30 protein-coding genes are annotated in these 24,387 nt (G+C 40.6%); 5 read left to right on the top strand and 25 right to left on the bottom strand.

The window, feature by feature from the left end; all coding sequences use genetic code 11:
• Nucleotides 1–215: 215 nt before the first annotated feature.
• Both AN214_RS09690 and AN214_RS09685 read right to left on the bottom strand, forming a co-directional pair.
• Nucleotides 216–2,432: a YgiQ family radical SAM protein gene (locus tag AN214_RS09690; protein WP_054979548.1), complete on the bottom strand. Its 2,217-nt coding sequence runs from the start codon at nucleotides 2,430–2,432 to the stop codon at nucleotides 216–218.
• A gap of 62 nt (nucleotides 2,433–2,494) precedes the next feature.
• Nucleotides 2,495–4,681 carry an EAL domain-containing protein gene (locus tag AN214_RS09685; RefSeq protein WP_054979547.1) on the bottom strand — a complete coding sequence of 729 codons (2,187 nt, stop codon included), beginning with the start codon at nucleotides 4,679–4,681 and terminating at the stop codon, nucleotides 2,495–2,497.
• 206 nt (nucleotides 4,682–4,887) lie between these two features.
• Here AN214_RS09685 and AN214_RS09680 point away from each other — a divergent pair, with 206 nt between their 5' ends.
• On the top strand, nucleotides 4,888–5,421 hold the full coding sequence (locus AN214_RS09680; RefSeq protein ID WP_054979546.1) for a hypothetical protein: 534 nt from the start codon (nucleotides 4,888–4,890) through the stop codon (nucleotides 5,419–5,421).
• Nucleotides 5,411–6,292: a TIGR03899 family protein gene (locus AN214_RS09675; RefSeq protein WP_054979545.1), complete on the top strand. Its 882-nt coding sequence runs from the start codon at nucleotides 5,411–5,413 to the stop codon at nucleotides 6,290–6,292. Before AN214_RS09680 ends, AN214_RS09675 begins: the two co-directional genes overlap by 11 nt.
• 78 nt (nucleotides 6,293–6,370) lie before the next feature.
• On the opposite strand, the gene AN214_RS09670 is transcribed toward AN214_RS09675, so the two are convergent.
• The 7 genes from AN214_RS09670 to dusA form a co-directional block, all read right to left on the bottom strand.
• Nucleotides 6,371–7,135, bottom strand: a complete 765-nt coding sequence (locus tag AN214_RS09670) for a TIGR04219 family outer membrane beta-barrel protein (protein WP_054979544.1) — start codon at nucleotides 7,133–7,135, stop codon at nucleotides 6,371–6,373.
• A 4-nt stretch (nucleotides 7,136–7,139) separates the two neighbouring features.
• On the bottom strand, nucleotides 7,140–8,123 hold the full coding sequence (locus AN214_RS09665; RefSeq protein WP_010561934.1) for a DUF2333 family protein: 984 nt from the start codon (nucleotides 8,121–8,123) through the stop codon (nucleotides 7,140–7,142).
• Between the two features lie 8 nt (nucleotides 8,124–8,131).
• Nucleotides 8,132–8,593: a copper chaperone PCu(A)C gene (locus tag AN214_RS09660; protein ID WP_054979543.1), complete on the bottom strand. Its 462-nt coding sequence runs from the start codon at nucleotides 8,591–8,593 to the stop codon at nucleotides 8,132–8,134.
• Between the two features lie 120 nt (nucleotides 8,594–8,713).
• Nucleotides 8,714–8,920, bottom strand: a complete 207-nt coding sequence (locus AN214_RS09655; protein WP_054979542.1) for a PspC domain-containing protein — start codon at nucleotides 8,918–8,920, stop codon at nucleotides 8,714–8,716.
• Nucleotides 8,921–8,928: 8 nt separating this feature from the next.
• Nucleotides 8,929–9,597, bottom strand: a complete 669-nt coding sequence (gene pspA, locus AN214_RS09650) for a phage shock protein PspA (RefSeq protein WP_054979541.1) — start codon at nucleotides 9,595–9,597, stop codon at nucleotides 8,929–8,931.
• Nucleotides 9,598–10,231: 634 nt separating this feature from the next.
• On the bottom strand, nucleotides 10,232–10,393 hold the full coding sequence (locus AN214_RS22680) for a hypothetical protein (RefSeq protein ID WP_157813504.1): 162 nt from the start codon (nucleotides 10,391–10,393) through the stop codon (nucleotides 10,232–10,234).
• Between the two features lie 198 nt (nucleotides 10,394–10,591).
• On the bottom strand, nucleotides 10,592–11,554 hold the full coding sequence (dusA, locus tag AN214_RS09645; RefSeq protein WP_268795495.1) for a tRNA dihydrouridine(20/20a) synthase DusA: 963 nt from the start codon (nucleotides 11,552–11,554) through the stop codon (nucleotides 10,592–10,594).
• Nucleotides 11,555–11,705: 151 nt separating this feature from the next.
• Between dusA and AN214_RS09640 the strand changes: the two genes are divergently transcribed.
• The 3 genes from AN214_RS09640 to AN214_RS09630 all read left to right on the top strand — a co-directional run bounded on the left by AN214_RS09640 (nucleotide 11,706) and on the right by AN214_RS09630 (nucleotide 13,120).
• The gene (locus AN214_RS09640; protein WP_010561939.1) at nucleotides 11,706–12,137 is read left to right on the top strand and encodes a transcriptional repressor; all 432 of its coding nucleotides are present in this window, start codon (nucleotides 11,706–11,708) and stop codon (nucleotides 12,135–12,137) included.
• Between the two features lie 84 nt (nucleotides 12,138–12,221).
• On the top strand, nucleotides 12,222–12,689 hold the full coding sequence (locus AN214_RS09635) for a chemotaxis protein CheX (protein ID WP_054979540.1): 468 nt from the start codon (nucleotides 12,222–12,224) through the stop codon (nucleotides 12,687–12,689).
• Between the two features lie 2 nt (nucleotides 12,690–12,691).
• Nucleotides 12,692–13,120 carry a secondary thiamine-phosphate synthase enzyme YjbQ gene (locus AN214_RS09630; protein WP_054979539.1) on the top strand — a complete coding sequence of 143 codons (429 nt, stop codon included), beginning with the start codon at nucleotides 12,692–12,694 and terminating at the stop codon, nucleotides 13,118–13,120.
• Nucleotides 13,121–13,146: 26 nt separating this feature from the next.
• Here AN214_RS09630 and alr read toward each other — a convergent pair whose 3' ends face one another.
• From alr to ftnA, 16 genes are all read right to left on the bottom strand, one after another.
• Nucleotides 13,147–14,226 carry an alanine racemase gene (alr, locus tag AN214_RS09625; protein WP_054979538.1) on the bottom strand — a complete coding sequence of 360 codons (1,080 nt, stop codon included), beginning with the start codon at nucleotides 14,224–14,226 and terminating at the stop codon, nucleotides 13,147–13,149.
• Nucleotides 14,226–15,605 (bottom strand): replicative DNA helicase, encoded by a 1,380-nt coding sequence (dnaB, locus tag AN214_RS09620; protein ID WP_054979537.1) that lies wholly within the window; start codon nucleotides 15,603–15,605, stop codon nucleotides 14,226–14,228. The genes alr and dnaB overlap by 1 nt, the downstream gene beginning before the upstream one ends.
• A 94-nt stretch (nucleotides 15,606–15,699) precedes the next feature.
• Nucleotides 15,700–16,641: a DUF4097 family beta strand repeat-containing protein gene (locus tag AN214_RS09615; RefSeq protein WP_054979536.1), complete on the bottom strand. Its 942-nt coding sequence runs from the start codon at nucleotides 16,639–16,641 to the stop codon at nucleotides 15,700–15,702.
• An 11-nt stretch (nucleotides 16,642–16,652) separates the two neighbouring features.
• A complete protein-coding gene (locus AN214_RS09610) occupies nucleotides 16,653–17,141 on the bottom strand; it encodes a hypothetical protein (protein WP_010561945.1) in 489 nt (162 codons plus the stop codon).
• Entirely contained in the window at nucleotides 17,128–17,697 is a 570-nt protein-coding gene (locus AN214_RS09605) for an RNA polymerase sigma factor (protein WP_054979535.1), read from the bottom strand. Before AN214_RS09605 ends, AN214_RS09610 begins: the two co-directional genes overlap by 14 nt.
• Nucleotides 17,698–17,850: 153 nt before the next feature.
• Complete coding sequence (tnpA, locus tag AN214_RS09600) at nucleotides 17,851–18,291, bottom strand: IS200/IS605 family transposase (protein WP_054979534.1); 441 nt, start codon at nucleotides 18,289–18,291, stop codon at nucleotides 17,851–17,853.
• A 163-nt stretch (nucleotides 18,292–18,454) separates the two neighbouring features.
• On the bottom strand, nucleotides 18,455–20,203 hold the full coding sequence (locus AN214_RS09595; protein ID WP_054979533.1) for a hypothetical protein: 1,749 nt from the start codon (nucleotides 20,201–20,203) through the stop codon (nucleotides 18,455–18,457).
• Nucleotides 20,203–20,721 (bottom strand): prepilin-type N-terminal cleavage/methylation domain-containing protein, encoded by a 519-nt coding sequence (locus AN214_RS09590; protein WP_054979532.1) that lies wholly within the window; start codon nucleotides 20,719–20,721, stop codon nucleotides 20,203–20,205. Before AN214_RS09590 ends, AN214_RS09595 begins: the two co-directional genes overlap by 1 nt.
• Before the next feature lie 2 nt (nucleotides 20,722–20,723).
• Nucleotides 20,724–21,131, bottom strand: coding sequence for a prepilin-type N-terminal cleavage/methylation domain-containing protein (locus tag AN214_RS09585; protein ID WP_054979531.1), 408 nt, complete (start codon nucleotides 21,129–21,131; stop codon nucleotides 20,724–20,726).
• Complete coding sequence (locus tag AN214_RS23000; RefSeq protein ID WP_054979530.1) at nucleotides 21,131–21,559, bottom strand: GspH/FimT family pseudopilin; 429 nt, start codon at nucleotides 21,557–21,559, stop codon at nucleotides 21,131–21,133. The genes AN214_RS09585 and AN214_RS23000 overlap by 1 nt, the downstream gene beginning before the upstream one ends.
• Nucleotides 21,560–21,561: 2 nt before the next feature.
• Nucleotides 21,562–21,951, bottom strand: coding sequence for a type IV pilin protein (locus AN214_RS09575; protein ID WP_082428543.1), 390 nt, complete (start codon nucleotides 21,949–21,951; stop codon nucleotides 21,562–21,564).
• 210 nt (nucleotides 21,952–22,161) lie between these two features.
• A complete protein-coding gene (gene rplI / locus AN214_RS09570) occupies nucleotides 22,162–22,614 on the bottom strand; it encodes a 50S ribosomal protein L9 (RefSeq protein ID WP_010561952.1) in 453 nt (150 codons plus the stop codon).
• A gap of 36 nt (nucleotides 22,615–22,650) precedes the next feature.
• Nucleotides 22,651–22,878, bottom strand: a complete 228-nt coding sequence (rpsR, locus tag AN214_RS09565) for a 30S ribosomal protein S18 (protein WP_010561953.1) — start codon at nucleotides 22,876–22,878, stop codon at nucleotides 22,651–22,653.
• Complete coding sequence (priB, locus tag AN214_RS09560; protein WP_038637364.1) at nucleotides 22,853–23,200, bottom strand: primosomal replication protein N; 348 nt, start codon at nucleotides 23,198–23,200, stop codon at nucleotides 22,853–22,855. Before priB ends, rpsR begins: the two co-directional genes overlap by 26 nt.
• Before the next feature lie 17 nt (nucleotides 23,201–23,217).
• On the bottom strand, nucleotides 23,218–23,559 hold the full coding sequence (gene rpsF, locus AN214_RS09555; protein ID WP_010561955.1) for a 30S ribosomal protein S6: 342 nt from the start codon (nucleotides 23,557–23,559) through the stop codon (nucleotides 23,218–23,220).
• Nucleotides 23,560–23,821: 262 nt separating this feature from the next.
• Nucleotides 23,822–24,346 (bottom strand): non-heme ferritin, encoded by a 525-nt coding sequence (gene ftnA / locus AN214_RS09550; protein ID WP_054979528.1) that lies wholly within the window; start codon nucleotides 24,344–24,346, stop codon nucleotides 23,822–23,824.
• Between the last annotated feature and the right edge of the window lie 41 nt (nucleotides 24,347–24,387).

Raw genomic sequence — 24,387 nt, 5'->3', positions numbered from 1 at the left:
TGTAGTTGTTTTACATTGATAAATTCTAACGCAGTTAGCATGATATTTAGCCCACTAGGATGATCAGCTACTTAAGTGAATTGGTATAAAATGGCGAGTTTATAACTCGCCATTTTATTTTGCTCACTCATTCAGTTTAGCTTAAGCTAAAAACCGTATAGTTGTTTTCAGGAAGGGAATTCCGATTGAGTAAAGTAACATTCAAAAGCCAACTCTTACGAGCTGGCTTTTTTTCTGCTCTTACTAAAGTTTGCAGATTTACCACCTCGTGACTTATTGCCACCCACCTTAGGCTTTGTATTTGCTTTATTAAACTGACCAAACCCCGTATGGCGTGATAATGCAGGCCTACCACCTTTACCCTGACCAGACTTACGCTGCTCATCTCTTGATTCTGAAGGCACTAAACAGTTAGGAGCATTACCAATAAGATTGGCTTTGCCCATTTTCTTTAACGCTTCACGGATAATTGGCCAACCGGCAGGATCGTGATAGCGCAAAATGGCCTTATGCAAGCGACGCTGACGCGCGCCTTTTGGCACACTGACAACTTCCGTGTTGTTTTTAATATTCTTAAGCGAATTCATCTCGGTATGGTAAATCGTCGTAGCATTTGCCATAGGCGATGGGTAAAAGTTTTGCACTTGATCTAATTTGAAATCATGACGCTTTAACCATAATGCCATATTCACCATGTCCAAATCTGTTGTACCTGGGTGAGCAGAGATAAAATACGGTATTAAATACTGTTTTTTACCCGCTTCTTTTGAGTACTTTTCGAAAAGCTCTTTAAAGCGATCATACGTGCCCATGCCCGGTTTCATCATTTTAGATAATGGACCATTTTCGGTATGTTCTGGCGCAATTTTTAAGTAGCCACCCACATGGTGAGTTACTAACTCTTTAACATAGTTTGGGTCTTCAATTGCTAAGTCATAACGCACACCTGATGCAATTAACACTTTCTTCACCCCTTCAACGTCACGCGCTTTGCGGTACAGGTTTACCGTTGGCGTTTGGTCAGTATCCATATGCTTACAAATATCAGGGAAAACACACGATAAACGACGGCAAGTGCTTTCTGCTTTTTTGCTTTTACAGCGCAATTTGTACATATTTGCCGTTGGGCCGCCGAGATCTGAAATGACGCCAGTAAAACCCGGTACTTTGTCGCGAATTTGTTCAATTTCGTCAATAATTGATTGCTCTGAACGGCTTTGAATAATGCGCCCTTCGTGTTCTGTAATTGAACAGAATGAACAGCCACCAAAACACCCTCGCATTATATTGACCGAGGTTTTAATCATATCGTAAGCAGGAATTTTCTCATCACCATAGCTTGGGTGAGGAACACGCTGATATGGTAAACCAAATACATCATCCATCTCTTGTGTTTCAAGTGGAAACGCCGGAGGGTTCACCCAAACCGAACGGTCACCATGGCGCTGGAAAAGCGCTCGAGCACAACCTGGGTTGGTTTCTTGGTGTAAAATACGCGACGCATGTGCATACAAAGGTTTATTTACACTCACCTGCTCATAAGCTGGAAGTTTTACATACACTTTTTCCCACGGCTTTAAGCGCGGCGGTTGAATGGTTATTGGCTTAGCTTCAACGCCCAGCTCAATACCCGATTGTTTAAATTCTGACTTACTACAACCTACGTCATCTGCACCATAAGGGTTTGGAATTGGGTCTATCTTGCCAATTTTATCAATAGCAGTGGAATCTGAACCGCGCCAGCCTGGTAATGGCTCTTTACGAATAACGGCTGTACCGCGAATGTCATGCATTTCATCCATGGTTTTACCCGCAGCAATGCCATGTGCTACTTCAACAAGCGGTCTCTCTGCATTTCCGTAAATGAGGATATCTGCTTTGGCATCAAAAATAACGCTACGACGCACCTTTTCAGACCAATAATCAAAATGTGCAATACGGCGTAAGCTTGCTTCAATACCACCAATAACCACAGGTACGTCTTTATAAGCTTCTTTACAACGCTGGCTATATACGATTACAGCACGATCAGGGCGTTTACCTCCAACATTACCGGCCGTATACGCATCATCATGGCGTAAACGCTTTTCTGCGGTATACCGGTTGATCATAGAGTCCATATTACCGGCGGTTACACCGTAAAATAAATTTGGTTTACCGAGCGACATAAAGGCATCTTTTGATGACCAGTCTGGCTGTGAAATAATACCGACACGAAAGCCTTGCGCTTCAAGCACACGGCCAATTACAGCCATGCCAAAGCTTGGGTGATCAACATAAGCATCACCCGTTACAATGATAATGTCACACGAATCCCAACCAAGGGCATCCATTTCTTCTCTGCTGGTTGGTAAAAAAGGCGATGGACCGTAACACTCGGCCCAATATTTTGGATATGAAAAAAGACTACGCTCTGCTGATAAAGCAGCCATAAAATGCCCCTAGAATAAAATGGCCGCAAATTATAGCTGAGTTTACCGCTAGCCTCTAGTGTTTATTTTTTAGCCAGCAAAAATTGTTTGAGTTCTTCATATGGCATTGGCTTTGCAAACATAAAGCCCTGCGCCTCTTCACAGCCCATTAGGCGCAAACAACTCGCCTGTTCTTCATTCTCAATCCCTTCAGCAATGGTGTTTAAACCAAGCTTTTTACCCAATGATACAATTAACTCAGCAATAGCCCCACTGTCTTCAGGAATGTCTTTTACAAAAGCTCTGTCTATTTTAATGCGGTTAAGCGGCAGCTTTTTAAGGTATGACAATGATGAAAAGCCTGTGCCAAAATCATCAATCGCAATTTCTAAACCATGCTCTTTTAGCTCTGTTAGTGCTTCAATCACAATTTCAGGTTCATCCATCACAATGCTTTCGGTTACTTCTAACTCAATTTTCTGAGGGTTTATTTGGTGATCTGCTAATGTGTTTTTTACTTTGCTCACAAACTGAGGATCACGAAACTGCGGCACCGAAACATTCACTGCAATACGCATATCAAAACCAAGTTCTAATAGCTGCTTTTGCGTTATACAAGCTTGCTCTAACACCCATTGACCAATTGGTAAAATTAACCCTGATTGCTCCGCTAAGGGCACAAAAATCGCCGGAGAAATAAAACTGCCCTGCTCGTTTGGCCATCTTAATAATGCTTCGCAGCCAATTACTTCACGTGTTGCTAAACAAATTTGCGGTTGATACCACACAGCCAATTTATGTTCGCTAAAATCATGACGCAGTTCTTTTAACACCCCAAGCTGCCACGCCATTTTCTCTTCCATTTCTGGCAGATAATATTCGTAGTTAAATCTTAAGTGTTTTTTACCTAAATTAAGGGCGATATAACAAGACTTGAGTGTTTCTTTTCCATCTTTATAGAAGTACTGCTGCTCGCAGACGCCTAAGTGAAAGTTAACCGGTAATAAATGTTCACCGGCATGAAAAGGCAAAGACAATATATGATTGAGTGACTCAGGTGTCACTTTGTCGGACTCAACTAATGCTGCAAACACATCCGCACCAATGCGCGCAAAATAACGAATGCCAATTACATCTTCTTGAATTCGCGTTGCTACCGCTTGTAAGAGTAAATCGCCGACATCTTGCCCTAAACCATTATTAATTGATGAAAAGTCAGCTATATCAATAAAGTAAAGAGAGAAATCGTTATTACTACCTGAGTAAAAACGGCCAATTTGATTTATAAAGTCGTTACGATTTGGTAGTTTGGTGAGCTTATCTTTATAAGCTGCGTCGCGCAGCTCACTGAGCATTCTGACGTTTTTAAATGCGGATGATACATTCTGCAAAAAGATTTCAATAAGTTTAATCTGCTGCTCATGCACCATTTCTTTGGTTTCAAGATAAATTGCAAACTGCGATTTGTCATCCTCGACAAAAAAGCAGCTGTCGTGCTCGTCAATTTGGTGAGTTTTACGTGCCAATGTTTGTTGCAATACACCGAGCGCTCGGCTGTTATCTATTTGTTCTATACCTTGCCAAACAGCTCCTTTGTATTCAGCACTGCCACCAAGCACAGCTGAGCGACCGCCCTCAGCACTCACTATCACACCGTCACCCGTGCCATCCAATAACTTAGCTATTTGCTCAATAACTTGTGACGCAAAAGCACTTAAATCTTCTAAACCATTTATCGACTTTGCGGCATCAAGCACTCTCTCTAAACCTGTATTGTGTTCAGATAATTCACACAGCTGCTGATAGGAGCGGAGCGCTGACACTAATGACGTTACTAACTTAGCGCGTGTTAGTTCGGTTTTTGTTTTGTAGTCATTAATATCATATTCGCGAATGATATTTTCTTCCGGTGCGTAACCCGGTTGACCTGTACGTAATATAATTCTTAATTGTGAATTATTTAACTCTTCGCGAATACGTTTAACCGTTACTAATCCGGCGTCGTCGGTTTCCATTACCACGTCGAGCAAAACCACTGAAATATTGGGGATTTCAGTTAGCTTTTTAACAGCTTCTTCACCACTGTAAGCGTGATGAAACCTGAGTTGTTTATTCCAAAACGATAAACCAGACAGTGCCAGCTGTGTAACGGAGTGCACTTCTGGCTCGTCATCTACTATCAAAACATCCCAAAAACCAGAGTACTGCTCGGGGGTTTCGTTATCACCTTCATTCAAGAATAAAAACTGTTCTTCGGCAGGTTGTGTCATGAAACCTCTACGTCGTCACAAGACCTTTGAACTCTTTCTCTGGTCACTATATATTTTTTCTTATTGGTTAAACTTGCTATCCACTAGCCAGTTGTTCTCATTACTAAAGCAACGTTAGCATCAGCCACTTACCTAGTATAGACTATTAATTAGAATGTTTAAAAATACTATGATAACTATAGTGTTTTCTGAAAATACGGAGCCAAATGCGGTACTTAATTCGCACCTTATTTAGCATAGTTTTGGTAATTGCAATAACCAGCGCTTTATTGCCAAATCGCTATACCATTGAAAAAACCATAACGAGCCATTGTCAGCAACCGCAATTTCATAGCTGGGTGTTGGATTTAGCTAATTGGCACTTGTGGACACCGTGGGCAACGTACGAAAAAACATGGCAAGAGTTAGAGCTTGCTAACAGCAATAAGATTGGCGCCTATTTAAAGTGGCAAAGCGGCGAGCGCATTGGTGAAATGACGGTAACAGCAATTAGTAATAACAGCATTTCTTACACCAGTATTATTGACCACCATACTAATATTGGTCACTTTGTTGCCAAGCCATTTGCCAATAAATTACAAATAACTTGGGCAATTGAAGGTGGCATTAATACCCCGCTAGTGGGTAGTTTATTAACTCAATACCACAAATATAAAGTGCAGGACGCGATTGATTTAGGGTTACGAAATTTAAACTCGCTTTGCAAAAGTCAAAAGATGGAACAACAAGATGCCAATTAAACCGATTACGGCACAACAACACCTTGCAAAGATAATTAAAAGCAAAGTGGGTGTAGAACACAATAAAGTAAACACAGAGCAAGCATCAAAACGCCTTGAGCAAGACAGTGTTTCTAAGACCCTTAATCCACTACCAAATTACAATAGCACCGAAAGCACACTGCAACGCGCACAAAAACGCCGTAAGCTTGCACTCGTTCGAAAACAAACAAATATTGAATCGATTCTTGGATTAGCGCAACATTACTGCCCGCCTGTAACCTCACAAGGTGAGCCGGACCCTGATTGGATTGAGCGCTTTTTAGAACTGGCCGAAGATACCAGCAATAGCAATATTCAAAAGCTATGGGCGAAAGTACTTGCTGGTGAAGTGATTAATCCGGGATCATTTTCGTATAAGAGTTTGATCACGCTTAAACACATTACACCAAAAGAAGCTGACGTATTACAATTGGCAACAGGGTGTGCGGGTAAATCGGCAAGCGATGGGTTTCACCAAATAATTACGGGAAGCTACCTTGCACCCAGTTTGCTTAACTTTTTAAATCCGCATAAAAAAAACTACGTGAACTTAAGTAGCGCCGGACTCAACTATCCCGATATTTTAACACTTATCGACGTTGAGTTAATTTATCAGCAAGAGATTGAATCTAAAGCATTTGAACGTGGCGAAAGCCAAACATTAAGCTTTGCCAACGGTACCTTAACCCTAACAGCTAAGCGTCAAGGCTGCATTTTAACTTACTATAAATTTACCCAAACAGGGTTTTCGCTAGCGCGATTAACCAGCAATAAACTCAGTAATCAATATTTAGAGTGCCTGAAAAAAGCATTAGATAAGAGCTTTGATGTGAGTTTTGCCAACAGTTAATGCTGGCAAAACTATAGTATTGACTTGGTAAACCTAGCTGTTTACTAGCGTACACCAAATTCAGATACGGGTATTCTATTAGAAGTGGATTTGCAAGCCCGCAAATACCCCATCAACGTCGATATCTGTGTAAATATCATCAACGTCATCTAGTTCAAGTAACATTGCACGGTAACCTGCTTTAATAGCAACATCCACCGCCATATTATCGATAAACTCCCACGCAACACCTACTTGATAATCTTGAATTTTGCTATCACCAATTGCTAACAGCTGGCCTTCAGCAAATGCGCTTAATCCCGTAAACGGTAAACCAAACTGCACAGCACCATAAGCCATAGGAATAAAACCGTTAAAATCAACCGACTCTTCACCAAAGTTTGAACCTTGCTGGTCGCCTTTAACCGCTACATAGCCATCAAACTGTTTAGCAGATAAACCTAAATCAATCGACACCAAGTCGTTGTCGAAAATTTCGTAGTAAAGTACGTAATCAACATGGCTTAAATCACTATCGCCTGTAACTGTTGAGTTAACTTTAAATACTTTATCACCAAAGCCAAACGAGGTATTTAAATTTGCATCGGCTGCTAATTCTAATTGGGTATATTTTAATTTTACATTTGGTACTAGCGGGATTGGGTGCTCAAGCGCTGCATAATAACTCCCGTATTCTTTATCTTCAAAATTGAAGCTTTGCATATCGCTCGACGTACCTAACGCACCATCGGTTTGTGCAGCCCAATAATCACCACCAACATACAGGCCTAACAAAGTGTCTGCTTTCGCCTGTGGTACCATTGCGGCAGCAATTAGTGCTGCACCAAACATCATTTTTTTCATTAAGTTATCCCTGAGAGAGTAATTCTGATAATTCAATAATCGCCGCATTCGCGCGCGATAAATAATTTGCCATTACCAATGAGTGATTTGCGACAAAGCCAAAGCCACTGCCGTTTAACACCATTGGGCTCCAAACAGTTTCTTGTGTTGCTTCCAATTCGCGCATAATTTGCTTAACGCTAACACGTGCATTTTTCTTTTCTAACACATCGGCAAAGTCGGTTTCAATGGCCGCAAAAAAATGTAACAGCGCCCAACTCGCACCGCGCGCTTCATATAATACATTATCGATTTCTAACCAAGGCGTTTTAACCAATTGGTGTGAAGGCGCATAACTTGCGCGACGCGCAGCTGTATCACCGGCAAGATCAGTGTTAATTTTATCTTGCCCTACGCTGCTGCTTAGACGCATGCTTAAACTACCTAAACGCTTTTCAACCTCTTTCAGGTATGCACGTAAATTGTCAGCTCGTGCATAAAATTGCGCGCTAGAATCTACCGGATTGGCGATATCTTTACGGTAACGAATTAATGCATCTATGCCCTTTTGATACTCATCTTCCGCACTTGGTAAAATCCATGCGGTTGAATTGATATTAAACTGCGGCTGCGCAGCTTTAAGCTCAGGGTGTTCCGTTGATTGAGACTGAGAGCGACTAAAATCTTTACGCATTGCCAACGTGATATCACGGGTCATTTCCAACACGCCAAATTCCCATGACGGCATGTTATCCATCATTACTGACGGTGGCATTACATCGTTAGTTAAATAGCCACCTGGCTTATTTAACAATGTGCTGGCCACTTCAATTACTGCAGTTGTAGTAACATAACCAGTAACCACTTGCTGCTGTTCTTGTTTAGCCGCATTTTCAGCACGCTCTTGAACGTTAAATATATCGGGTTCAATACTCCAATAAACCGCGATTAGATAAAAAAATAAGAAAATAAATGCAACCGCAGCTGCAATTTTACCTTTATGTTGCATATCCCCTCCTAGTGATGGTGGTGATGCTGATGCGCATTCTCAACGCTTTCATTAATGCCAACAACCGTCGCTTTACCGTTTACCGTTAAACCAGATGCAAAATTAAATGTAGCACTTAGCGATTCACCTTTAATTAATTTAGATTTAGGTGAAAACAGCATAAGGTGCAAACCACCTGATTGAAACATCGCTGTTGAATGTGCATCGATGGCCAATTTTTCTAGTTTAACCATACTCATCATGCCATTTTTCTGCACATGATTATGGATCTCAACACGCCCTAATTTTTCAATGCTAACTGAAGTAAGCACTTGTTCTTGGTTCGTGTGATTAGCAAGCTGAAAATACCCAACGCTTGATGGCGCTCCGGGAATAAACTCGCGAACAGTAAAGTCAGATACTGTAATTTGATTGGCTGCAAGTGAAAAAGAAAAAACTGAAATAATAATTAATAGATAGCGCTTAAACATCAAAATCCCTCCATGCTTTGATTCAGTATACTACAGAGGAAGATGCAAAAAGTACCTGAAAATTATTAATTATTGTAAATTTTAGGGGAGCGGTTAGGTCCAGCTCCCCTAAGTAAAAAATTAATAATAGCGTGCTGGCAGTACTGTTGCTGCAACAAAATAAGCGAGCAAAGTTGCAACAGGAAATGTCAGCAACGCTGCCACTGCGGCTAATCTTACGCTCCAGATTGGTAAACTATTACCAAGAGCAAGACCTGCGCACAAACCCGACACTTTTTTGTTTAGTCTGTCTTTATAGAAACTGCCGTTATGTATATGAGATTTCATAACCCCTCCTACGCTGCTTTTTTAGCAACTTGTGCTTTCAATGCCGCTAGCTCTTCATCTAGTGCGTCGTCTTTTTCTAACTCGTCAAACTGCGTTTTAAGGCTCGAACTCTGAGTTACTTCGTAAGACTCAATTTGTGCTTCAATGCGGTCCACTTTGTATTCGATTTCGTTAAAACGCTCTAGCGCCCGGTCAATTTGCTCACTATGAAGCTGTGATTTAGCTTTCACTCTAACTTCTGCTGACTGCGAACGAATTTGGTACTCTTTTAGTTTACCCTTTGCTTGCGTTAGTTTTTGATGCAATGAATTACTATCTTGTGCAACTTTACTTAGCACTTCATCAATCCGATCAATTTCTGGTTGAATCGCATCGATTTCTTTATTTGCTTTTTGCTTTTCAGCAAGTGCTGCTTTCGCAAGATCTTCACGCTCTTTTTGCAATGCTTTTTCAGCTTGAGCATGCCAATAGTCTGCTGATGATTGCTGTTTGGTTAACTTGCGCTGCAGTGTTTTCTTTTCAGCTATCAAGCTTGCCGATGTAGTGCGTAACTCTACTAGCGCTTCTTCCATTTCTTGTACCATTAAACGCACTAGTTTTTCTGGATCTTCAGCACGGTCTAAGGCTGCTGATACGTTCGCTTGAATAATGTCGGTTAATCGAGTAAAAATGCCCATAACTCTCTCCTGTTGATATTCGTCTATTTTTTCTCTTGTGCATTCTGTTATTCCAATCATTGTGCCAAAACACATAAAACCAACAAATACAGATACTTATAGACAATCAAAGTTTGTAGGAAATTTTAAAGTAGTTAAATTAACCACAACATTGGTTAATTTAACTAATAATTAAATTTTATTTAGCTAGCATTTTACGAAGATTTAAACGCGTTATTTTAAAGCTAGCGCTAAGTAGACATCAAATTAAAAAGAACACAAGGCACTGTTTTAAGATAACAGTCAATTAAAAATTACGACCGCAACTAAGTAAATAACGCACTATTGATAACGCTATTGAATGCATCAACAACGGGATTAATTGCAAACAAGCTTATATAGAGAAGGCATATGTAATGGCTAAAACGTCAGGTGTAATTCCAAACGTATTACAGCTGCCCCAAAAGGGGAGAAATTCGCAGATTAAGGATTAAAAAAAGATTACAAGCTTAAATATGAAATAAAGCTGCTGGTGAATTATTTAAAAATAGTTTGGCCACGCTGCCCAATAAATCCGTGCCACACACCCACTGTCACTAATAAACTAACAACTGGTAATAAAAACAGGCTAAATAAATCAAGTAAGTCCAACATTTTAAGCTCCTTTTTCGCACTTCAATTGCAATAAGTTAGCCACACTCGGTACTTGCTCACACACCTGCTCAAGCTGCGCTTGTTGCTCTGCTTGCGTTGCAAGTACAGATTGCAGAAGTAAACTGATAAGTAACAACGCTGTAGTAACTATTTTTGCTAACATAACGTTCGGTTAAATATTAAGAATCGTACGTAATACTTAACAAAGAGCATGCCAAAAACATAACTCATTGATTAAAATAAAAATAATAAAAAACACTAACCTGACAAATAAAAAAAAAGCCAAACACTGGTTAATTTAACCAATATTTAGCTTTTAATTTTCCCAAATACGGAATTGGGGTTTCCCTATTTCGGGATATTACTCAGGAACAAACGCCAGCGCTTCTTCAAGTAATGAAATTTGAGCATCTTTCTTATGACCATTTTCAGAAAGATGACGACGGTATGAACGTGCTCCTGGCTGACCTTGGAAAATACCCAGCATATGCCTTACAACATGCCAAAAGTTTGCACCTTGTGTCATTTCTGATTCTATATAATCAAACATATTGCGCACCACTTGGTGGCGAGTCAACGTTGTACTTTGCTCATCACCATAAATTAGCTTATCAACTTCAGCCAGCATATAGGGATTGGCATATGCTTCACGTCCAACCATTACACCGTCAATATGCTGTAAATGCGTTAAACATTCATCAATGGTTTTTACACCACCGTTTAGTGAAATGTGACAATCACTAAAATCACGCTTAAGTTGGTAAACACGCTCATAATCGAGCGGCGGGATTTCACGGTTTTCTTTCGGGCTTAAACCTTGCAACCACGCTTTGCGTGCATGGATTATAAAATCACGACAACCCACATTATAATTAGCATCAATTAATGCCGTTAAGAACTCGTATGAGTCTTGCTCGTCGATTCCAATACGCGTTTTAACGGTAACAGGTACGTCTGTTTCAGCTTTCATCGCCGCAATACATTCAGCCACCAACTGAGGCTCGGCCATTAAACAGGCGCCAAAGCGACCATTTTGCACACGATCAGATGGGCACCCGACGTTTAAATTAATTTCTTGATAGCCATATTGGTCAGCACGTTTTGCGCATTCTGCTAATGCTTTCGGATCGGAACCACCCAATTGCAGTGCCACCGGTTGCTCATGTTGGCCAAAATGTAAATAGTCACCTTTGCCAAAAATAATTGCACCAGTTGTAATCATTTCAGTGTATAACACTGAATGCTTTGTTAATTGTCGATGGAAAGTACGACAATGCCTATCCGTCCAATCGAGCATTGGGGCTACAGAAAAACGTCTATTCACGCTACACCTCAGTAAATATGGGGTCGCGATTCTACTCGATTTTTTGTCTTTGCTCAATTTATATTCATAAAAGAGGGATTTGCTTAAAGACTTAACTACAAATAGTTAAATTGATTGTGGTAAGATGACTTTGATATCGAGGAACAATTTTATGACAGTTGAAGCATTAACAGAAAAAGCAAAAGTCGTTTGCAACGACAAAGGGGTTCGCTTTACGACAATTCGCGAGAAAGTTTTTCGCTTATTGGCTGGCACTCAATCAGGTGTTGGCGCTTATGATTTGCTAGAGCAATTAAAGCAAACTGAGCCTAATGCAAAACCTGCTACAATCTATAGAGCGCTCGATTTCTTAGCCGAAATGGGCTTTATTCACAAAATTGAAAGCACTAATGCATTTATGCTGTGCCATCATTTTGAACATACTCATCCAGTTCAGTTACTCATTTGCGAAAAATGCGGCCATGTTGAAGAGCTTCATTCTCACGCAATTGCGCACGAGCTGAACAATCAAGCGACAGATTTGGGTTTTAAAGTTGTAACTCAAACAATTGAAGCGCGTGGTATTTGCGCTAAGTGTCAATAAATATCAGAATTAGTTTGCAAAAATCGCAACTTCATTCTTGAATTATAGATGATATACGCCTAAAAAACGGAACCGGACTAAAACATGAATGTAGAATTCATAAACCCATTTATTTCTTCTTTACTCAATGTGTTATCAACAATGGCACAAACAGATCTGACGCCGGGCAAGCCCAAAATAAAGAAAACAGAAGTGGCTGTTGGCGATGTATCAGGCTTAATCGGTATGGTTGGCCCACAAACTAAAGGTTCTTTGTCTATTACCTTTGATGGCGAACTCGCCATGACCATTATGGAGCGCATGCTCGGTGAACGCCCTGAGAAAATAAACGAAGAAGTCACCGACATGGTTGGTGAAATTACCAATATGGTTGCCGGTGGTGCTAAAAACTTACTAGGCGACAAGGGCTACGAATTTGATATGGCAACGCCCGTTGTTGTATCAGGTAAAGACCACACTATTACTCATAAATGTGAAGGTCCGAAACTAATTATGCCGTTTACATCGGATTTCGGTGCTGCACATATTGAGGTTTGTTTCGACAAACTATAATCATGAGTTGGCAACAAAAAAGCTTTCAATTAAAACCTCGTGCGCGAGGTTTTCATTTAATAGACGCTGAAATTACGCGTCACCTTGCTGAACTGCGCAATTACCGTATTGGCATACTGCACCTATTTATACAGCATACATCTGCTAGTTTAACGATTAACGAAAACGCCGATCCAACCGTGCGTATTGATATGGAAACTCATTTCAATAAATTTGTACCGCAAGGTCAAAGTTATTATCAGCATGATTACGAAGGTGATGATGATATGCCAGCGCACATTAAGGCAAGCACTCTGGGTTCAAGTATCTCAATTCCCATTGCTAATGGTCAGCTTAATATGGGCACGTGGCAAGGTATTTATCTTGGTGAACACAGAGACTACGGAGGTGCTCGCACCTTAGTCGCTACAATACAGGGCGAGGTATTCTAAACCTCGCGCTTGGCTGCAAAACAAAACTATTCTTGGATATACTTATATTCAACCCGAGGGGTTATGTTGCACAGAAGCTCGTAAGGAATGGTCGTTGCAAACTGCGCAATTTGCTCAACTGGCAAATTTGGTCCCCATAACTCTACTTCATCACCTAGCGCCACTGAGTCGTCATCGCCAAGTTCTATGGTGATCATATCCATCGACACACGACCAACAATCGCAAAGCGCTTACCTTGAATCATCACTGGCGTGCCATTTGGCGCATGTCTTGGGTAACCGTCGCCATAACCCATAGCCACCACGCCAATTCGAGTATCGCTCGCTGCACGCCAGGCACTGCCATAACCAACCGTTTCACCCGCTTTTACATCACGAATAGCAATAATGCTGCTGGTTAATCGCATTACTGCGGTTAATTGATGATCTTGCCCTGTTGAGTCGATCATTGGTGATACACCATAAAGCATTAAGCCTGGTCTAACCCAATCACAATGACTATTTGGCCAACCAACAATACCTGCTGAATTTGCCAAGCACAATTCGTTATTTTTGCCTTTAATACTATCGAAAAAGAGCGCCATTTGCTCAGTCGTTTTACCATCATCAAGATCGTCTGCGCAGGCAAAATGGGTCATTAACTTAATATTTTCAGCCACACTATTACAGCGCTCTAAACGCATGTACATATCATTACACTGATTAGGCTCAATGCCTAAACGGTGCATGCCGGTATCAAGTTTTAACCATGCGCTTATTGGGCTTGCAAGCTTTGCGTTTTCAAGCATAACCAGCTGTGCTTCATCATGTACCACAACATTAAAGTTACTGGTTGCTGCAATCGCTAAATCTTCCGCGCGAAAAACCCCTTCAAGCAGCACGATTGGTTTAATTACACCACCGGCACGCAACGCCAAGGCTTCGTCGATTCTGGCAACCGCAAAAGCATCTGCGTCAACTAGGCTTTGTGCAATAGTTACCAAACCATGCCCGTAAGCATTGGCTTTTAGCACAGCCATAATGCTCGCGCCCGGCGCAAGCTCTTTTACTCGCGTTAGATTATGATTTAACGCTGTTAAATTGATTTCGGCGCAAGCGAGTCGCATTAATACTCATCATCCACTGCTGGTCCCGCGTAGTTGTCAAATCGCGAGAATTGACCTTGGAAGGTTAAGCGTACTTTACCAATTGGACCATTACGCTGCTTACCAATAATAATTTCAGCGACGCCTTTATCGGTTGAATCCTCGTTATAAACTTCATCACGATAAATAAACATGATTAAGTCGGCATCCTGCTCGATTGAACCCGATTCACGTAAGTCGGAGTTGATTGGACGCTTATCAGCACGTTGCTCTAGTGTACGGTTAAGCTGAGAGAGTGCAATAACCGGACATTCAAGCTCTTTTGCTAAGGCTTTGAGAGAGCGTGAAATTTCGGCGATTTCTAATGTTCGGTTGTCTTGTAAGCTTGGCACTCGCATAAGCTGAAGGTAATCCACCATAATCATGCTAATACCGCCATGATCACGCGCAATACGACGCGCACGTGAACGCAATTCGGTAGGTGTTAGGCCTGATGAGTCATCGACAAACATTTTGCCTTTTTCAATTAACAACCCCATAGTTGACGATAAACGCGCCCAATCATCATCATCAAGCTGACCGGTGCGCACTTTGGTTTGGTTAATACGACCAAGGGATGCCAGCATCCTCATCATAATCTGCTCTGACGGCATCTCTAACGAGAAAATAAGCGTTGGCTTGTCTTGCGTCATAGCAGCATGTTCTGCAAGGTTCATAGCAAAGGTGGTTTTACCCATTGAAGGACGCGCGGCAACGATAATTAAGTCTGAAGGTTGCATACCAGCCGTCATTTTGTCTAAATCACTGTAGCCAGTACTTACCCCTGTCACACCGTCTTGCGGTGATTGATATAACTCTTCAATTTTGTCGATGGTTTTTTCAAGAATATTATGAATATTCTGCGGACCATCTGAGCTTTTTGTGCGTTGCTCAGCAATTTTAAATACTTTGGTTTCAGCTAAATCGAGTAAGTCGTGACTATCTCGCCCTTCAGGGTTATAACCTGCATCAGCAATTTCATTGGCCACATGGATCATTTCACGAACTACTGCACGCTCGCGTACAATTTCAGCGTAAGCATTGATGTTCGCTGCACTTGGCGTGTTTTTAGCAATTTCGCCCAGATACGCAAATCCACCAATAGAATCCAGCTCGTTGGTTTTTTCTAATGTTTCAGAAATAGTAATTAAATCGATGGGGTGACCGCTTTCAACTAGCTTTTCCATCGCTTCAAAAATAAGCTTGTGCGTACGGGTATAAAAATCTTGCGCTACAACACGCTCGGCAACACGGTCCCATGCTTCATTATCAAGCATTAGACCGCCCAACACCGACTGTTCAGCTTCAATTGAATGCGGAGGGACTTTTAAGGTATCTAATTGTTTATCTGCTTTTGCCATGACTGGATTTAACTCGAAGAGAATCTAGCTATTCTAACCAGAACCAATAAAAAAACCCAGCATTGAGCCGGGCTTTATTAAATATGCGCGATGATTAATTGTATTTTAGCTCGATACGACCATTTACTGTGTCGATTTCGATTTCAACATCACCGTCTTTCAGTTGAAATTCAAGTGAGCTTGATGGGCCATATTTTGCTTTTTTAGGTTTATCTTTTGATAGACCATTTCTAATTTTACCGCCAGCGTGAGCGGCTATTTCAACATCTGCTGATAAGTCACGCGGTAATTTAAACAAAATATCACCATTAACCGTTTCAGCTTGAATATTGGCGCCACGGCTAAGTGCTTGCATTGTCACTTCCACTTCACCGCCTACTGTCGTAATTTCAAAGTCTTTAATCATATCTGCGTTAATTTCTACATCGCCATTAACGCTTTCAATGCGAATGTCTTTACTCTTGGTATCACTTGTTAAATCACCATTAACTGCCTCAACACGCATACTGCCTTGCGAATTGGTATCACGAATATCACCATTAACCGTTTCAATACGAATTTGACCATTCAGATTGTGCGATTTAATGTCGCCATTTACGGTATCAAGATTGATACGACCCGTAACATCTTGAATATCAATATCACCATTTACCGTATCCAGTACAATGCCTGCGCTAAGCTCTGCGATATCCATGTCGGCGTTTACACTTTCGATATTGATAAAATGTGTTTTTGGCACAAAGATGGTGAGCTTAGAACCTTTACCGTCTTTACGACTGTAATGATTTGGCATTTCCACAATAAACTCGGTACGTCCGCCTTTTTTGTTACGGAAGATATAACCATCCGCTCGGTCATCAAGGGTACCCGAAACTTGCATTTGCTGTTTATCCCAACCTTTTAGGATAATTTCGCCTTGATCATTTTCAATATATATTTTGTTATTGCTTGGTACATCAATGGTTTTATCGATAAGCTCGCCGGCCATCAATGAAAACGATAATAAACTACTACAAACAAAAGCTAATAATTTCATAACACTTCCTCTTAAATTCGTTGCCAGCTAGGCTCATGAACCTTGTTTATTAAATCGAGTTGCTGCTGGTAAACCTGCGACAACATTCTTAGTAATGTGGCGTTTTCGGGCTCATTTTCTAACGCTAACTTAATCGCTTTTTCTGCTTCTTCTAACTCTGCTAATTGCGCTTGCCAATTATCAGCAAGGGCTTTTTGATCGCTGTACTTTACAAGCAAGGCTTGCTTTTCATGTTTAAAGGTTTGCGTCATCGCTTTTAAGCCCGCCTCATATTGGCTGCTTTGTTGGTTAAAGAACACTTGATAACTCAATAAACCTAAACACATACACGCAGCTAACGCGGTAACTTGCTGCCAAACATGAGACTTTTTACTCGTCTGTGTTGGCTGATTAGCAATCGCGTTTTCCACGCCCTGCCATAAATCTTTTTTAGGGCTAACCTCAGTTGGCAATTGAGCAACTGCTTCATCTAGCATTTTGTCTAAATTAGTCTGTTTCATTACTCATCCACTCTTTTAATAAACTACGTGCTCTGTGGTACTGCGCTTTAGAAGAGCCCACAGCCATATTTAACTGTTCTGCAATTTCTTCGTGGCGATACCCTTCTACCGCAAACAGTACAAATACAAGTCGCGCTTTTTCTGGTAGCCGCACTATGTATTTATCTAACCCGTTTAAACCGTGGCACATATCCACTTCTTGTTCTGGCATACCCGCCTGTTCAAAACTGACAACTTTTTGCAACCAATTGGTTTGTCGACGTAAATAACTAATAGTGATATTTGCCGCTACACTGTGTAACCAGGTAGTAAATTTTGCTTTGCCATCAAAACTTGATAGCTTTTGCCATAGTTGAACAAACACTTCTTGAAGTGCTTCCTCAGCAAGGCTTTCATTTGCGGTTAAACGTAAAGTAAGTGCAAAAACGCGTTTATAGTGGCGGTTATACAAGTCATGGAATGCTTGCCTATCGCCCATATTCACTCTTTCGATTAACTGCAGATCAAAGTTCGCTTCTTGTTCTTTTACAAAACGCTGCTCTGCATCAATTAACACATTTACTTCCCTAGTGTTGTTTTCTTGTTGATTACTTTATTAGACGTAAGAAGGGTTTGGAAAGGTTTAAATGAAAATAATTTTTTTTGAGAAAAGTAAAAGATCCACCTTCTAAAGAAGGTGGCTTTGTGTTGACCCCCTAAAAGGGGGCTTTCAATCCATTAACCGCATTTGTGAACCTTCTTCCTGGCGTTCACGTTTTTCTTGATGCCTAACATAACGTCTTATTATTTCTTCATTAATCCCTACTGAATCAACAAAGTAACCTCTTTGCCAAAAGTGATTACCCCATAACTTGTTTTTCCGTAAATGCGGATATTTATTGAATAACTTTAAGGCTATTTTTCCTTTCAGAGCTCCCATTAACTGAGAAATTGAAAGCTTCGGAGGAACTTTCACTACTAAATGGACATGGTCAACTTGTACATTTAACTCTAAAACAATACACCCTAACTGCTTACAATAAACGTGAATACTACGATAAACATCCTTACCAAGCTTATTTTTCAAAATACGAAACCTATATTTCGGAGTCCAAACTATATGATATTGACACCGCCAAAATACATGCGATGCTTGTTCATATCTACTCATGTTTTATCCTCTATGACTTCGCTAAAAATCACTTTGGATTTAACATGAGTAGCATTTACAGGCAAAGCCCTTTAAATGATAACCACCTACTGATGTAGGTGGTTTAGGGCTGAAAATAAAACGCCCTTTCAAAAAGAGCGTTTAAATAGATAGTTATCTTAGATTATAAGTAGCGCCAGCCTTTGAAGACGAGCTTTGTTGCACCACAACAGGTAGATACATTACCAATTTCACCTAATTTCGTATCGTAGTGAAACCCTCCTGCGCCATCAATAGATACCGTTTTGGCGCGAATTGATCCCATTGTTGAACCACTTGCTTTTATCAACGCATCTGTTTTTGGCGCGTAAATAGCAGCATAAAAATCACCTGTAGCATTGACCTTAACTCCATCTTCACCTTGGTAAGAAGAGTAGATTGAAAATACAGGGTTACCTGAATCAGTTAGTCCTTCAGTCTGAACCACACCTTTTTGAATATGAACTTTGCCCGTTACGAATAAAGTAAGGCTAGCGCCATCTTCAATTTCTAATTTTGAAGACCCACTTGTAGTCAAGGTAAAGTCACCATCTACAAATAAATAAACATCATTATTTGCAGCAACTTTTAATGCTCCACCATTAAGTAGTAGATCCTTAACTTTGAACATTGGCACGCTTTCACCAGTAGGTAATTGTTCATTTCTTGCTGATAAACTGGGAAATGATTCCCCCCAAACTGGCGCTTGTGATGGGGCTGTATATGACCTGTCATACAGCATATAAATTGAATTTTCACTTCTCAAAGCAAGCGATTCTAAACCAAGCTCTTTGTATTCACTCATATTGTTATCAATACCAATTGGATCACAGTTTTTTGCTGGATCTGTAGTATCAAAGTTCTCATCAATTTCACTATCAGGCAGACGTGATGGCACTGTTGGCACATTTGGAAGTACATTAAATGTAGGGTCGGTATATAACAAACCATCTTGATGGTATTGTGAAGGCAAAGAATTGGGAGTCGTAAGTATTCCTCCGTACATAATATCTTTACCGTTATTATCTCGGTTTAGCACTTCATTTAAGCGACCGCTGCCTAGCGTTAGATTTTTTTCAGCCCGAATAACACCACCTATTTGAGTTTGTGCAAGAGTAACGTCCCCGTTTGACAAAACATCTCCAGATACAGAAATGTAAATAGTCTCTCCTTCAGGCATTTCATCACTTTTTCGGCCATTTTGCGGGCCTACATCAATGGTTATATTGCCATTTGCATGTACATCACCATAAACTGTTGCACCGCCAGACAATTTAATATTGCCAGTTGCGCTCACATCGCCCCAAACACTGGCGCCACCACTCAGCGTCACATGACTATCTTGATGAATAGTAGTAGTCGCTGATGCAGGGATCGACGTTTCACGAGAATAAGCCCCTAAACTGGAGTTATAAGCATCTATTCGACCACCCGCAGTAGATGTAACACCTTCACAACCAATTAAACCAGAAGAAAAAGCAGACGCAGCACCTTTATTTACCAGTTCAAAAAGTGCAACTGTATTATTGGCACCTTCAAAGCGCTTACCGTCACTGCTTAACTCCAATAAGCCATCACTGTTAACACCTAACTGAGCAGCATAAGACATATTATCGGTTTCTGCACTGCCAGTGATATAAGGATTTTCACCTAAGGTATCGTTTATTAACTCCGCAATGGTTGCATCTGGATTTATACTCAATTCTTCGATTACACGTTTATGTGTCTCAAAAATCCCTTTCTCAGACACTAAGCGGGCATTCATTTTCTTTTGATAGTTGCCAGTTAAACGTTCTTGAATAAAGTTATCACGCAATGAACTCAATACGATAATGCTCGTCATTGTTGTTAATATCATTACAGAAAGTAAGGTAAAACCTTTTTGTCTATTCATTAATTCAATGCCTCTTCTAGTATCTTGCCGCTAAGAGCAATATCTATTCGAAACCCATTTGCGAGCATATCCACATTTAAATTCTCAGGTACTAATGTGATCTCTACCAAATTACCATTTATGCGATAACTAATGTCTTGTAGGCCAGTTAATAAGATTTGTTCATCGGCAGCATTTACCTGGCAGCGTAATTGACTATCAACCAAAGTAAATGTCTCGAGAAAAGGCACTGCTGGCTTAGTACTATTGCATGCGGTCGCACCTGAAGTTGCTTGCTCAACTACAATGGTATTTGCATTAGGAATTGTGGGTATCGTTTTAGTTTGTTTTAAACTTCGGGTAAATACTTCCGAGCTATACCTTAAAACTTCTTGTGCGTTTTCAAGCTCTTTCGAAGTGTCTACTGATTGGCTAATCGCGATATACACATAGGAAATACCAGCCATCAAAAAACTACTTACCGCTAAAGCTACGATCAGCTCAACAAGCGTGAATCCATTTTTTACATATTTAATCATTGCTAGCAGCTCCCAGAAATATCAGGAAAACTAGCTTCAATTTCGACGCGATTTGCCAAATTATTATCATTGATTCGCTTGTCAGACCAACTCACGCCAACGCGAAAAAAATCGCTGTTGAAGTTATTCTCAAAATCAATTGTATATTTGTTAAATTGAGCATCAGGAGTTACATCAGCAAATACAACATTGCCCTTTTGTAAATCGCATAAATTCACCCAAGTTTGCTCTACCGCGTTATTTGCTTGCAGAAGTGACAAAGTGTAATCAAATGAGTTAGAGGCATATTTTAGTGATTGCAATTGACCAGCAGCCATTCCTAATAAAGCAAAACTAGAAACAATCAGTGCAACCATTACCTCAACAAGCGAAAACCCGACTTGGTTTGTGTATTTTTGTATTTGGCTCATTAACAATTCCCTTTTTCAATCTTACTTTGTCCACTGGCATATACACGGAAACAGCGATCTGTTGTGTCACCGTCACGATCACTAATATCAATACTAGTGACTGGAAATTCACCCAACGGTGTGATTGATTGTGTAGTAATACCAGATACCAAGACCCCTGTATGATCATTATCAAAAACAACAAACGTTTGATTATCAATACTGGCTAACCACTTAGAGCCTTGTGCTGTTAAGGTGACTATTTTTTCACGCTTGATCGCTTCACTTCGCGCCATTTTAAACGTACTCATAAGCTCATTAGCCGTGCTTACTAAACGGTCTTGTTTGATATATTGAATAAAAATTGGTGTCGCAACGGCAGATAAAATACCCACAATTCCAACCACAGTCATAACTTCAATAAGTGTAAAACCTGACTGACGTTTCATAATTATTGCCAACATGATGCTAAGGCAGCAGATGTAACACCTTGCTGATTAATAGAGAGTGAACCGCATTTATCACCAACTTGCGCCCCTTTTGGTGCAGCTGTTAATGAAAACTCGGTATCATTTTCAGGCTTATAACTGTAGGCATAATAATCTGATGCTTTAAATGTGATATTTTGTTCATTAGGGTATCGACCTAAGCGTGTATAATTGCGCTCTAATATGCCAGCTTGTTGCATAAGATATTGCTGCGCTTCGGCACGTCGACCATCTTTCACATAATCACCATAAGCTGGCAACGCAATCGCTAGCAAAATACCAATAATGGTAACAGTTATCATTACTTCAACTAGGGTAAACCCAGCCTCTTTGAATAAATGTCTTTTTCTCACTTTGTATCCCCCTAAAATACACACCAAAACATGACAACGCTGTCATTATCGCGCAATATTCATGCAAATCAATACCTTTCAGTTATATGTTAATTTCTTTTTGTAAATTTAAGTGAACACTTAGGCGTGATAAAGGAGTCAGCAAGGAGGGAATTACAGGCATAAAAAAACCGAGCAAATGCTCGGTTTTTTACTAATCAAGAAACTTGATTAAGCTTCAGCGATAACAATTACTTTAATAGTAGTTGTTACTTCTGAGTGAAGCTGGATAGCTACATCGAATTCACCTGTTTCACGGATAGTACCGTTAGGTAGACGAACTTCTGATTTAGCAACTTCTAGGCCTACAGCTGTGATAGCATCAGCAATATCGCGAGTACCGATAGAACCGAATAGCTTACCTTCGTCACCAGCTTTAGATACAAGAGTAACTTCAGCTAACGCTTCTAGTTTCTCTGCACGAGCTTGTGATGCTGCTAGTTCTTCAGCTACTTTAGCTTCTAACTCAGCACGACGTGCTTCGAAAGATTCAATGTTAGCTTTAGTTGCTGGAACTGCTTTGCCTTTAGGGAAAAGGAAGTTACGTGCGTAACCTGCTTTTACAGAAACTTGGTCGCCAAGCGCACCAAGGTTACCGATTTTATCTAGTAGAATAACTTGCATGTCTCTACACCTTTTAAAAACTAGTTAAACCGCTGCTTACTTATGTAAGTCAGTGTATGGAAGAAGGGCTAAGTAGCGTGCGCGCTTGATAGCTGCAGCTAGTTGACGCTGGTATTTAGCGCTAGTACCTGTGATACGGCTAGGTACGATTTTGCCACTTTCTGTGATGTAGTTTTTAAGAGTAGCTAGATCTTTATAATCGATTTGTTGTACGCCTTCCGCTTTGAAGCGGCAGAACTTACGACGTCTGAAGTAACGTGCCATGAGATAAATCTCCAATAGTAATTCTTTCAATATGATGAGCATGTAACACTAACTGACTCACGCCGTTTCGGCCTTCGTGACGGTTAATAAAACCGCGTACAGTAAGTTGCGTGCCCATATCAATATCTTGAGTTTGTTGTTTTAAGCCTTCGCCACTGGCAACCACTTGAATGCGAACATAACTACTACGATTAAGTCCTGCTTCCATTTGCGTTGATTTGTGTTCTAACACAAAAATGCAGTGTGGTATTCCGGCTGGGCTTTGACTGAATTTAGGTTTTTTACAAACCGTGCCAGACAAAACGAACTGGTTATCAGTCATACAAGTCTCAAAAACGATTAAGCTTCTGCAGCTTCTTTCTTCTCTTCTTTAGCAAGAGGAGAAGCTTCAGTTACAGCATTTTTAGTACGCATAACTAGGTTACGTAGTACTGCATCGTTGTAGCGGAAAGAAGTTTCAAGCTCGTTGATTACTTCAGTTGGTGCTTCAACGTTCATTAGAACATAGTGTGCTTTGTGAAGCTTTTCGATTGGGTAAGCCAGTTGACGACGACCCCAGTCTTCTAAACGGTGAATTTGACCACCAGCTTCAGTGATAGAACCAGTATAACGCTCGATCATACCAGGAACTTGCTCACTTTGGTCTGGGTGAACCATGAATACGATTTCGTAATGACGCATGGGTATTCCTTACGGTTAATTTAGCCTCGTACCGTTTCGACCGGTCGGTTTAAGGCAAGGAAAACAAAGTTTAATTGGTCGAAAGAGCGCACATTTTACGCACATTGATTGAAGAGTGCAAATAGATTTTTTAAGAGAATTTCAGGGTTCAGGGTTCAGGGTTCAGGGTTCAGGGTTCAGGGTTCAGGGTTCAGGGTTCAGGGTTCAGGGTTCAGGGTTCAGCAAAGCTTCTGAAACCTTCCCCCCTATAACAACAGACTTATTAAGCGCCTGGTTCCATAATTGAAGTAGTGCCTTTTTTCGCAAGCTCAGCAAGATCTTTATCAATCCAGAATAATGCTTTACCGTCTTCGCCTACTAATTCAATTTTGTCTAAAATACCTTTAAACAGTTTTTCTTCTTCATGTTGTTCAGCAACATACCACTGTAAAAAGTTAAATGTTGAATAGTCATGGGTGGTAAACGCAACGTGCGTTAATTCATTAATTGCTTTGGTGATTTGACACTCGTGCTCCAGTGTTTCGCGAAACACATCACCTAACGACGCAAACTCATGTGGTGGCGCAGCAATCGAACCTAAAATTGGCATCGCGCCAGTTTCACTCACATAAGTGAACAAGCGATTCATATGATCCATTTCTTCTAACGCATGCTTACGCAGTAATTCTGCCGCGCCTTCAAACCCTTTATCTTCACACCATGCACTCATTTGTAAATAAAGGTTTGATGAATAAAACTCTAAATTGATTTGCTCGTTTAATTTTTCAACCATTGTAGGTGCTAACATAACTGACTCCACGACGAAATAGATTAACTAATACCAATTCA

The sequence above is a fragment of the Pseudoalteromonas sp. P1-9 genome (genome assembly GCF_001399975.1).
GTDB lineage: Bacteria > Pseudomonadota > Gammaproteobacteria > Enterobacterales > Alteromonadaceae > Pseudoalteromonas.
The sequence above is the reverse complement of the archived record's forward strand: the minus strand, read 5'-3'. Positions and strand labels throughout refer to the sequence as shown.

Excerpts from the sequence above, each read along its gene's own strand:
- AN214_RS09685 (WP_054979547.1), bottom strand. The coding sequence starts at position 4,681 with ATGACACAACCTGCCGAAGAACAGTTTTTATTCTTGAATGAAGGTGAT.
- AN214_RS09660 (WP_054979543.1), bottom strand. The coding sequence starts at position 8,593 with ATGTTTAAGCGCTATCTATTAATTATTATTTCAGTTTTTTCTTTTTCA.
- alr (WP_054979538.1), bottom strand. The coding sequence starts at position 14,226 with ATGCGACTCGCTTGCGCCGAAATCAATTTAACAGCGTTAAATCATAAT.
- AN214_RS09655 (WP_054979542.1), bottom strand. The coding sequence starts at position 8,920 with ATGAAATCTCATATACATAACGGCAGTTTCTATAAAGACAGACTAAAC.
- AN214_RS09690 (WP_054979548.1), bottom strand. The coding sequence starts at position 2,432 with ATGGCTGCTTTATCAGCAGAGCGTAGTCTTTTTTCATATCCAAAATAT.
- AN214_RS09640 (WP_010561939.1), top strand. The coding sequence starts at position 11,706 with ATGACAGTTGAAGCATTAACAGAAAAAGCAAAAGTCGTTTGCAACGAC.
- rpsR (WP_010561953.1), bottom strand. The coding sequence starts at position 22,878 with ATGGCACGTTACTTCAGACGTCGTAAGTTCTGCCGCTTCAAAGCGGAA.
- AN214_RS09635 (WP_054979540.1), top strand. The coding sequence starts at position 12,222 with ATGAATGTAGAATTCATAAACCCATTTATTTCTTCTTTACTCAATGTG.
- rpsF (WP_010561955.1), bottom strand. The coding sequence starts at position 23,559 with ATGCGTCATTACGAAATCGTATTCATGGTTCACCCAGACCAAAGTGAG.
- AN214_RS22680 (WP_157813504.1), bottom strand. The coding sequence starts at position 10,393 with ATGTTAGCAAAAATAGTTACTACAGCGTTGTTACTTATCAGTTTACTT.
- AN214_RS09670 (WP_054979544.1), bottom strand. The coding sequence starts at position 7,135 with ATGAAAAAAATGATGTTTGGTGCAGCACTAATTGCTGCCGCAATGGTA.
- AN214_RS09585 (WP_054979531.1), bottom strand. The coding sequence starts at position 21,131 with ATGAGCCAAATACAAAAATACACAAACCAAGTCGGGTTTTCGCTTGTT.
- pspA (WP_054979541.1), bottom strand. The coding sequence starts at position 9,597 with ATGGGCATTTTTACTCGATTAACCGACATTATTCAAGCGAACGTATCA.
- AN214_RS09680 (WP_054979546.1), top strand. The coding sequence starts at position 4,888 with ATGCGGTACTTAATTCGCACCTTATTTAGCATAGTTTTGGTAATTGCA.
- AN214_RS09630 (WP_054979539.1), top strand. The coding sequence starts at position 12,692 with ATGAGTTGGCAACAAAAAAGCTTTCAATTAAAACCTCGTGCGCGAGGT.
- AN214_RS09595 (WP_054979533.1), bottom strand. The coding sequence starts at position 20,203 with ATGAATAGACAAAAAGGTTTTACCTTACTTTCTGTAATGATATTAACA.
- AN214_RS09590 (WP_054979532.1), bottom strand. The coding sequence starts at position 20,721 with ATGATTAAATATGTAAAAAATGGATTCACGCTTGTTGAGCTGATCGTA.
- priB (WP_038637364.1), bottom strand. The coding sequence starts at position 23,200 with ATGACTGATAACCAGTTCGTTTTGTCTGGCACGGTTTGTAAAAAACCT.
- AN214_RS09610 (WP_010561945.1), bottom strand. The coding sequence starts at position 17,141 with ATGAAACAGACTAATTTAGACAAAATGCTAGATGAAGCAGTTGCTCAA.
- tnpA (WP_054979534.1), bottom strand. The coding sequence starts at position 18,291 with ATGAGTAGATATGAACAAGCATCGCATGTATTTTGGCGGTGTCAATAT.
- rplI (WP_010561952.1), bottom strand. The coding sequence starts at position 22,614 with ATGCAAGTTATTCTACTAGATAAAATCGGTAACCTTGGTGCGCTTGGC.
- ftnA (WP_054979528.1), bottom strand. The coding sequence starts at position 24,346 with ATGTTAGCACCTACAATGGTTGAAAAATTAAACGAGCAAATCAATTTA.
- AN214_RS09615 (WP_054979536.1), bottom strand. The coding sequence starts at position 16,641 with ATGAAATTATTAGCTTTTGTTTGTAGTAGTTTATTATCGTTTTCATTG.
- AN214_RS09665 (WP_010561934.1), bottom strand. The coding sequence starts at position 8,123 with ATGCAACATAAAGGTAAAATTGCAGCTGCGGTTGCATTTATTTTCTTA.
- dnaB (WP_054979537.1), bottom strand. The coding sequence starts at position 15,605 with ATGGCAAAAGCAGATAAACAATTAGATACCTTAAAAGTCCCTCCGCAT.
- AN214_RS23000 (WP_054979530.1), bottom strand. The coding sequence starts at position 21,559 with ATGAAACGTCAGTCAGGTTTTACACTTATTGAAGTTATGACTGTGGTT.
- AN214_RS09675 (WP_054979545.1), top strand. The coding sequence starts at position 5,411 with ATGCCAATTAAACCGATTACGGCACAACAACACCTTGCAAAGATAATT.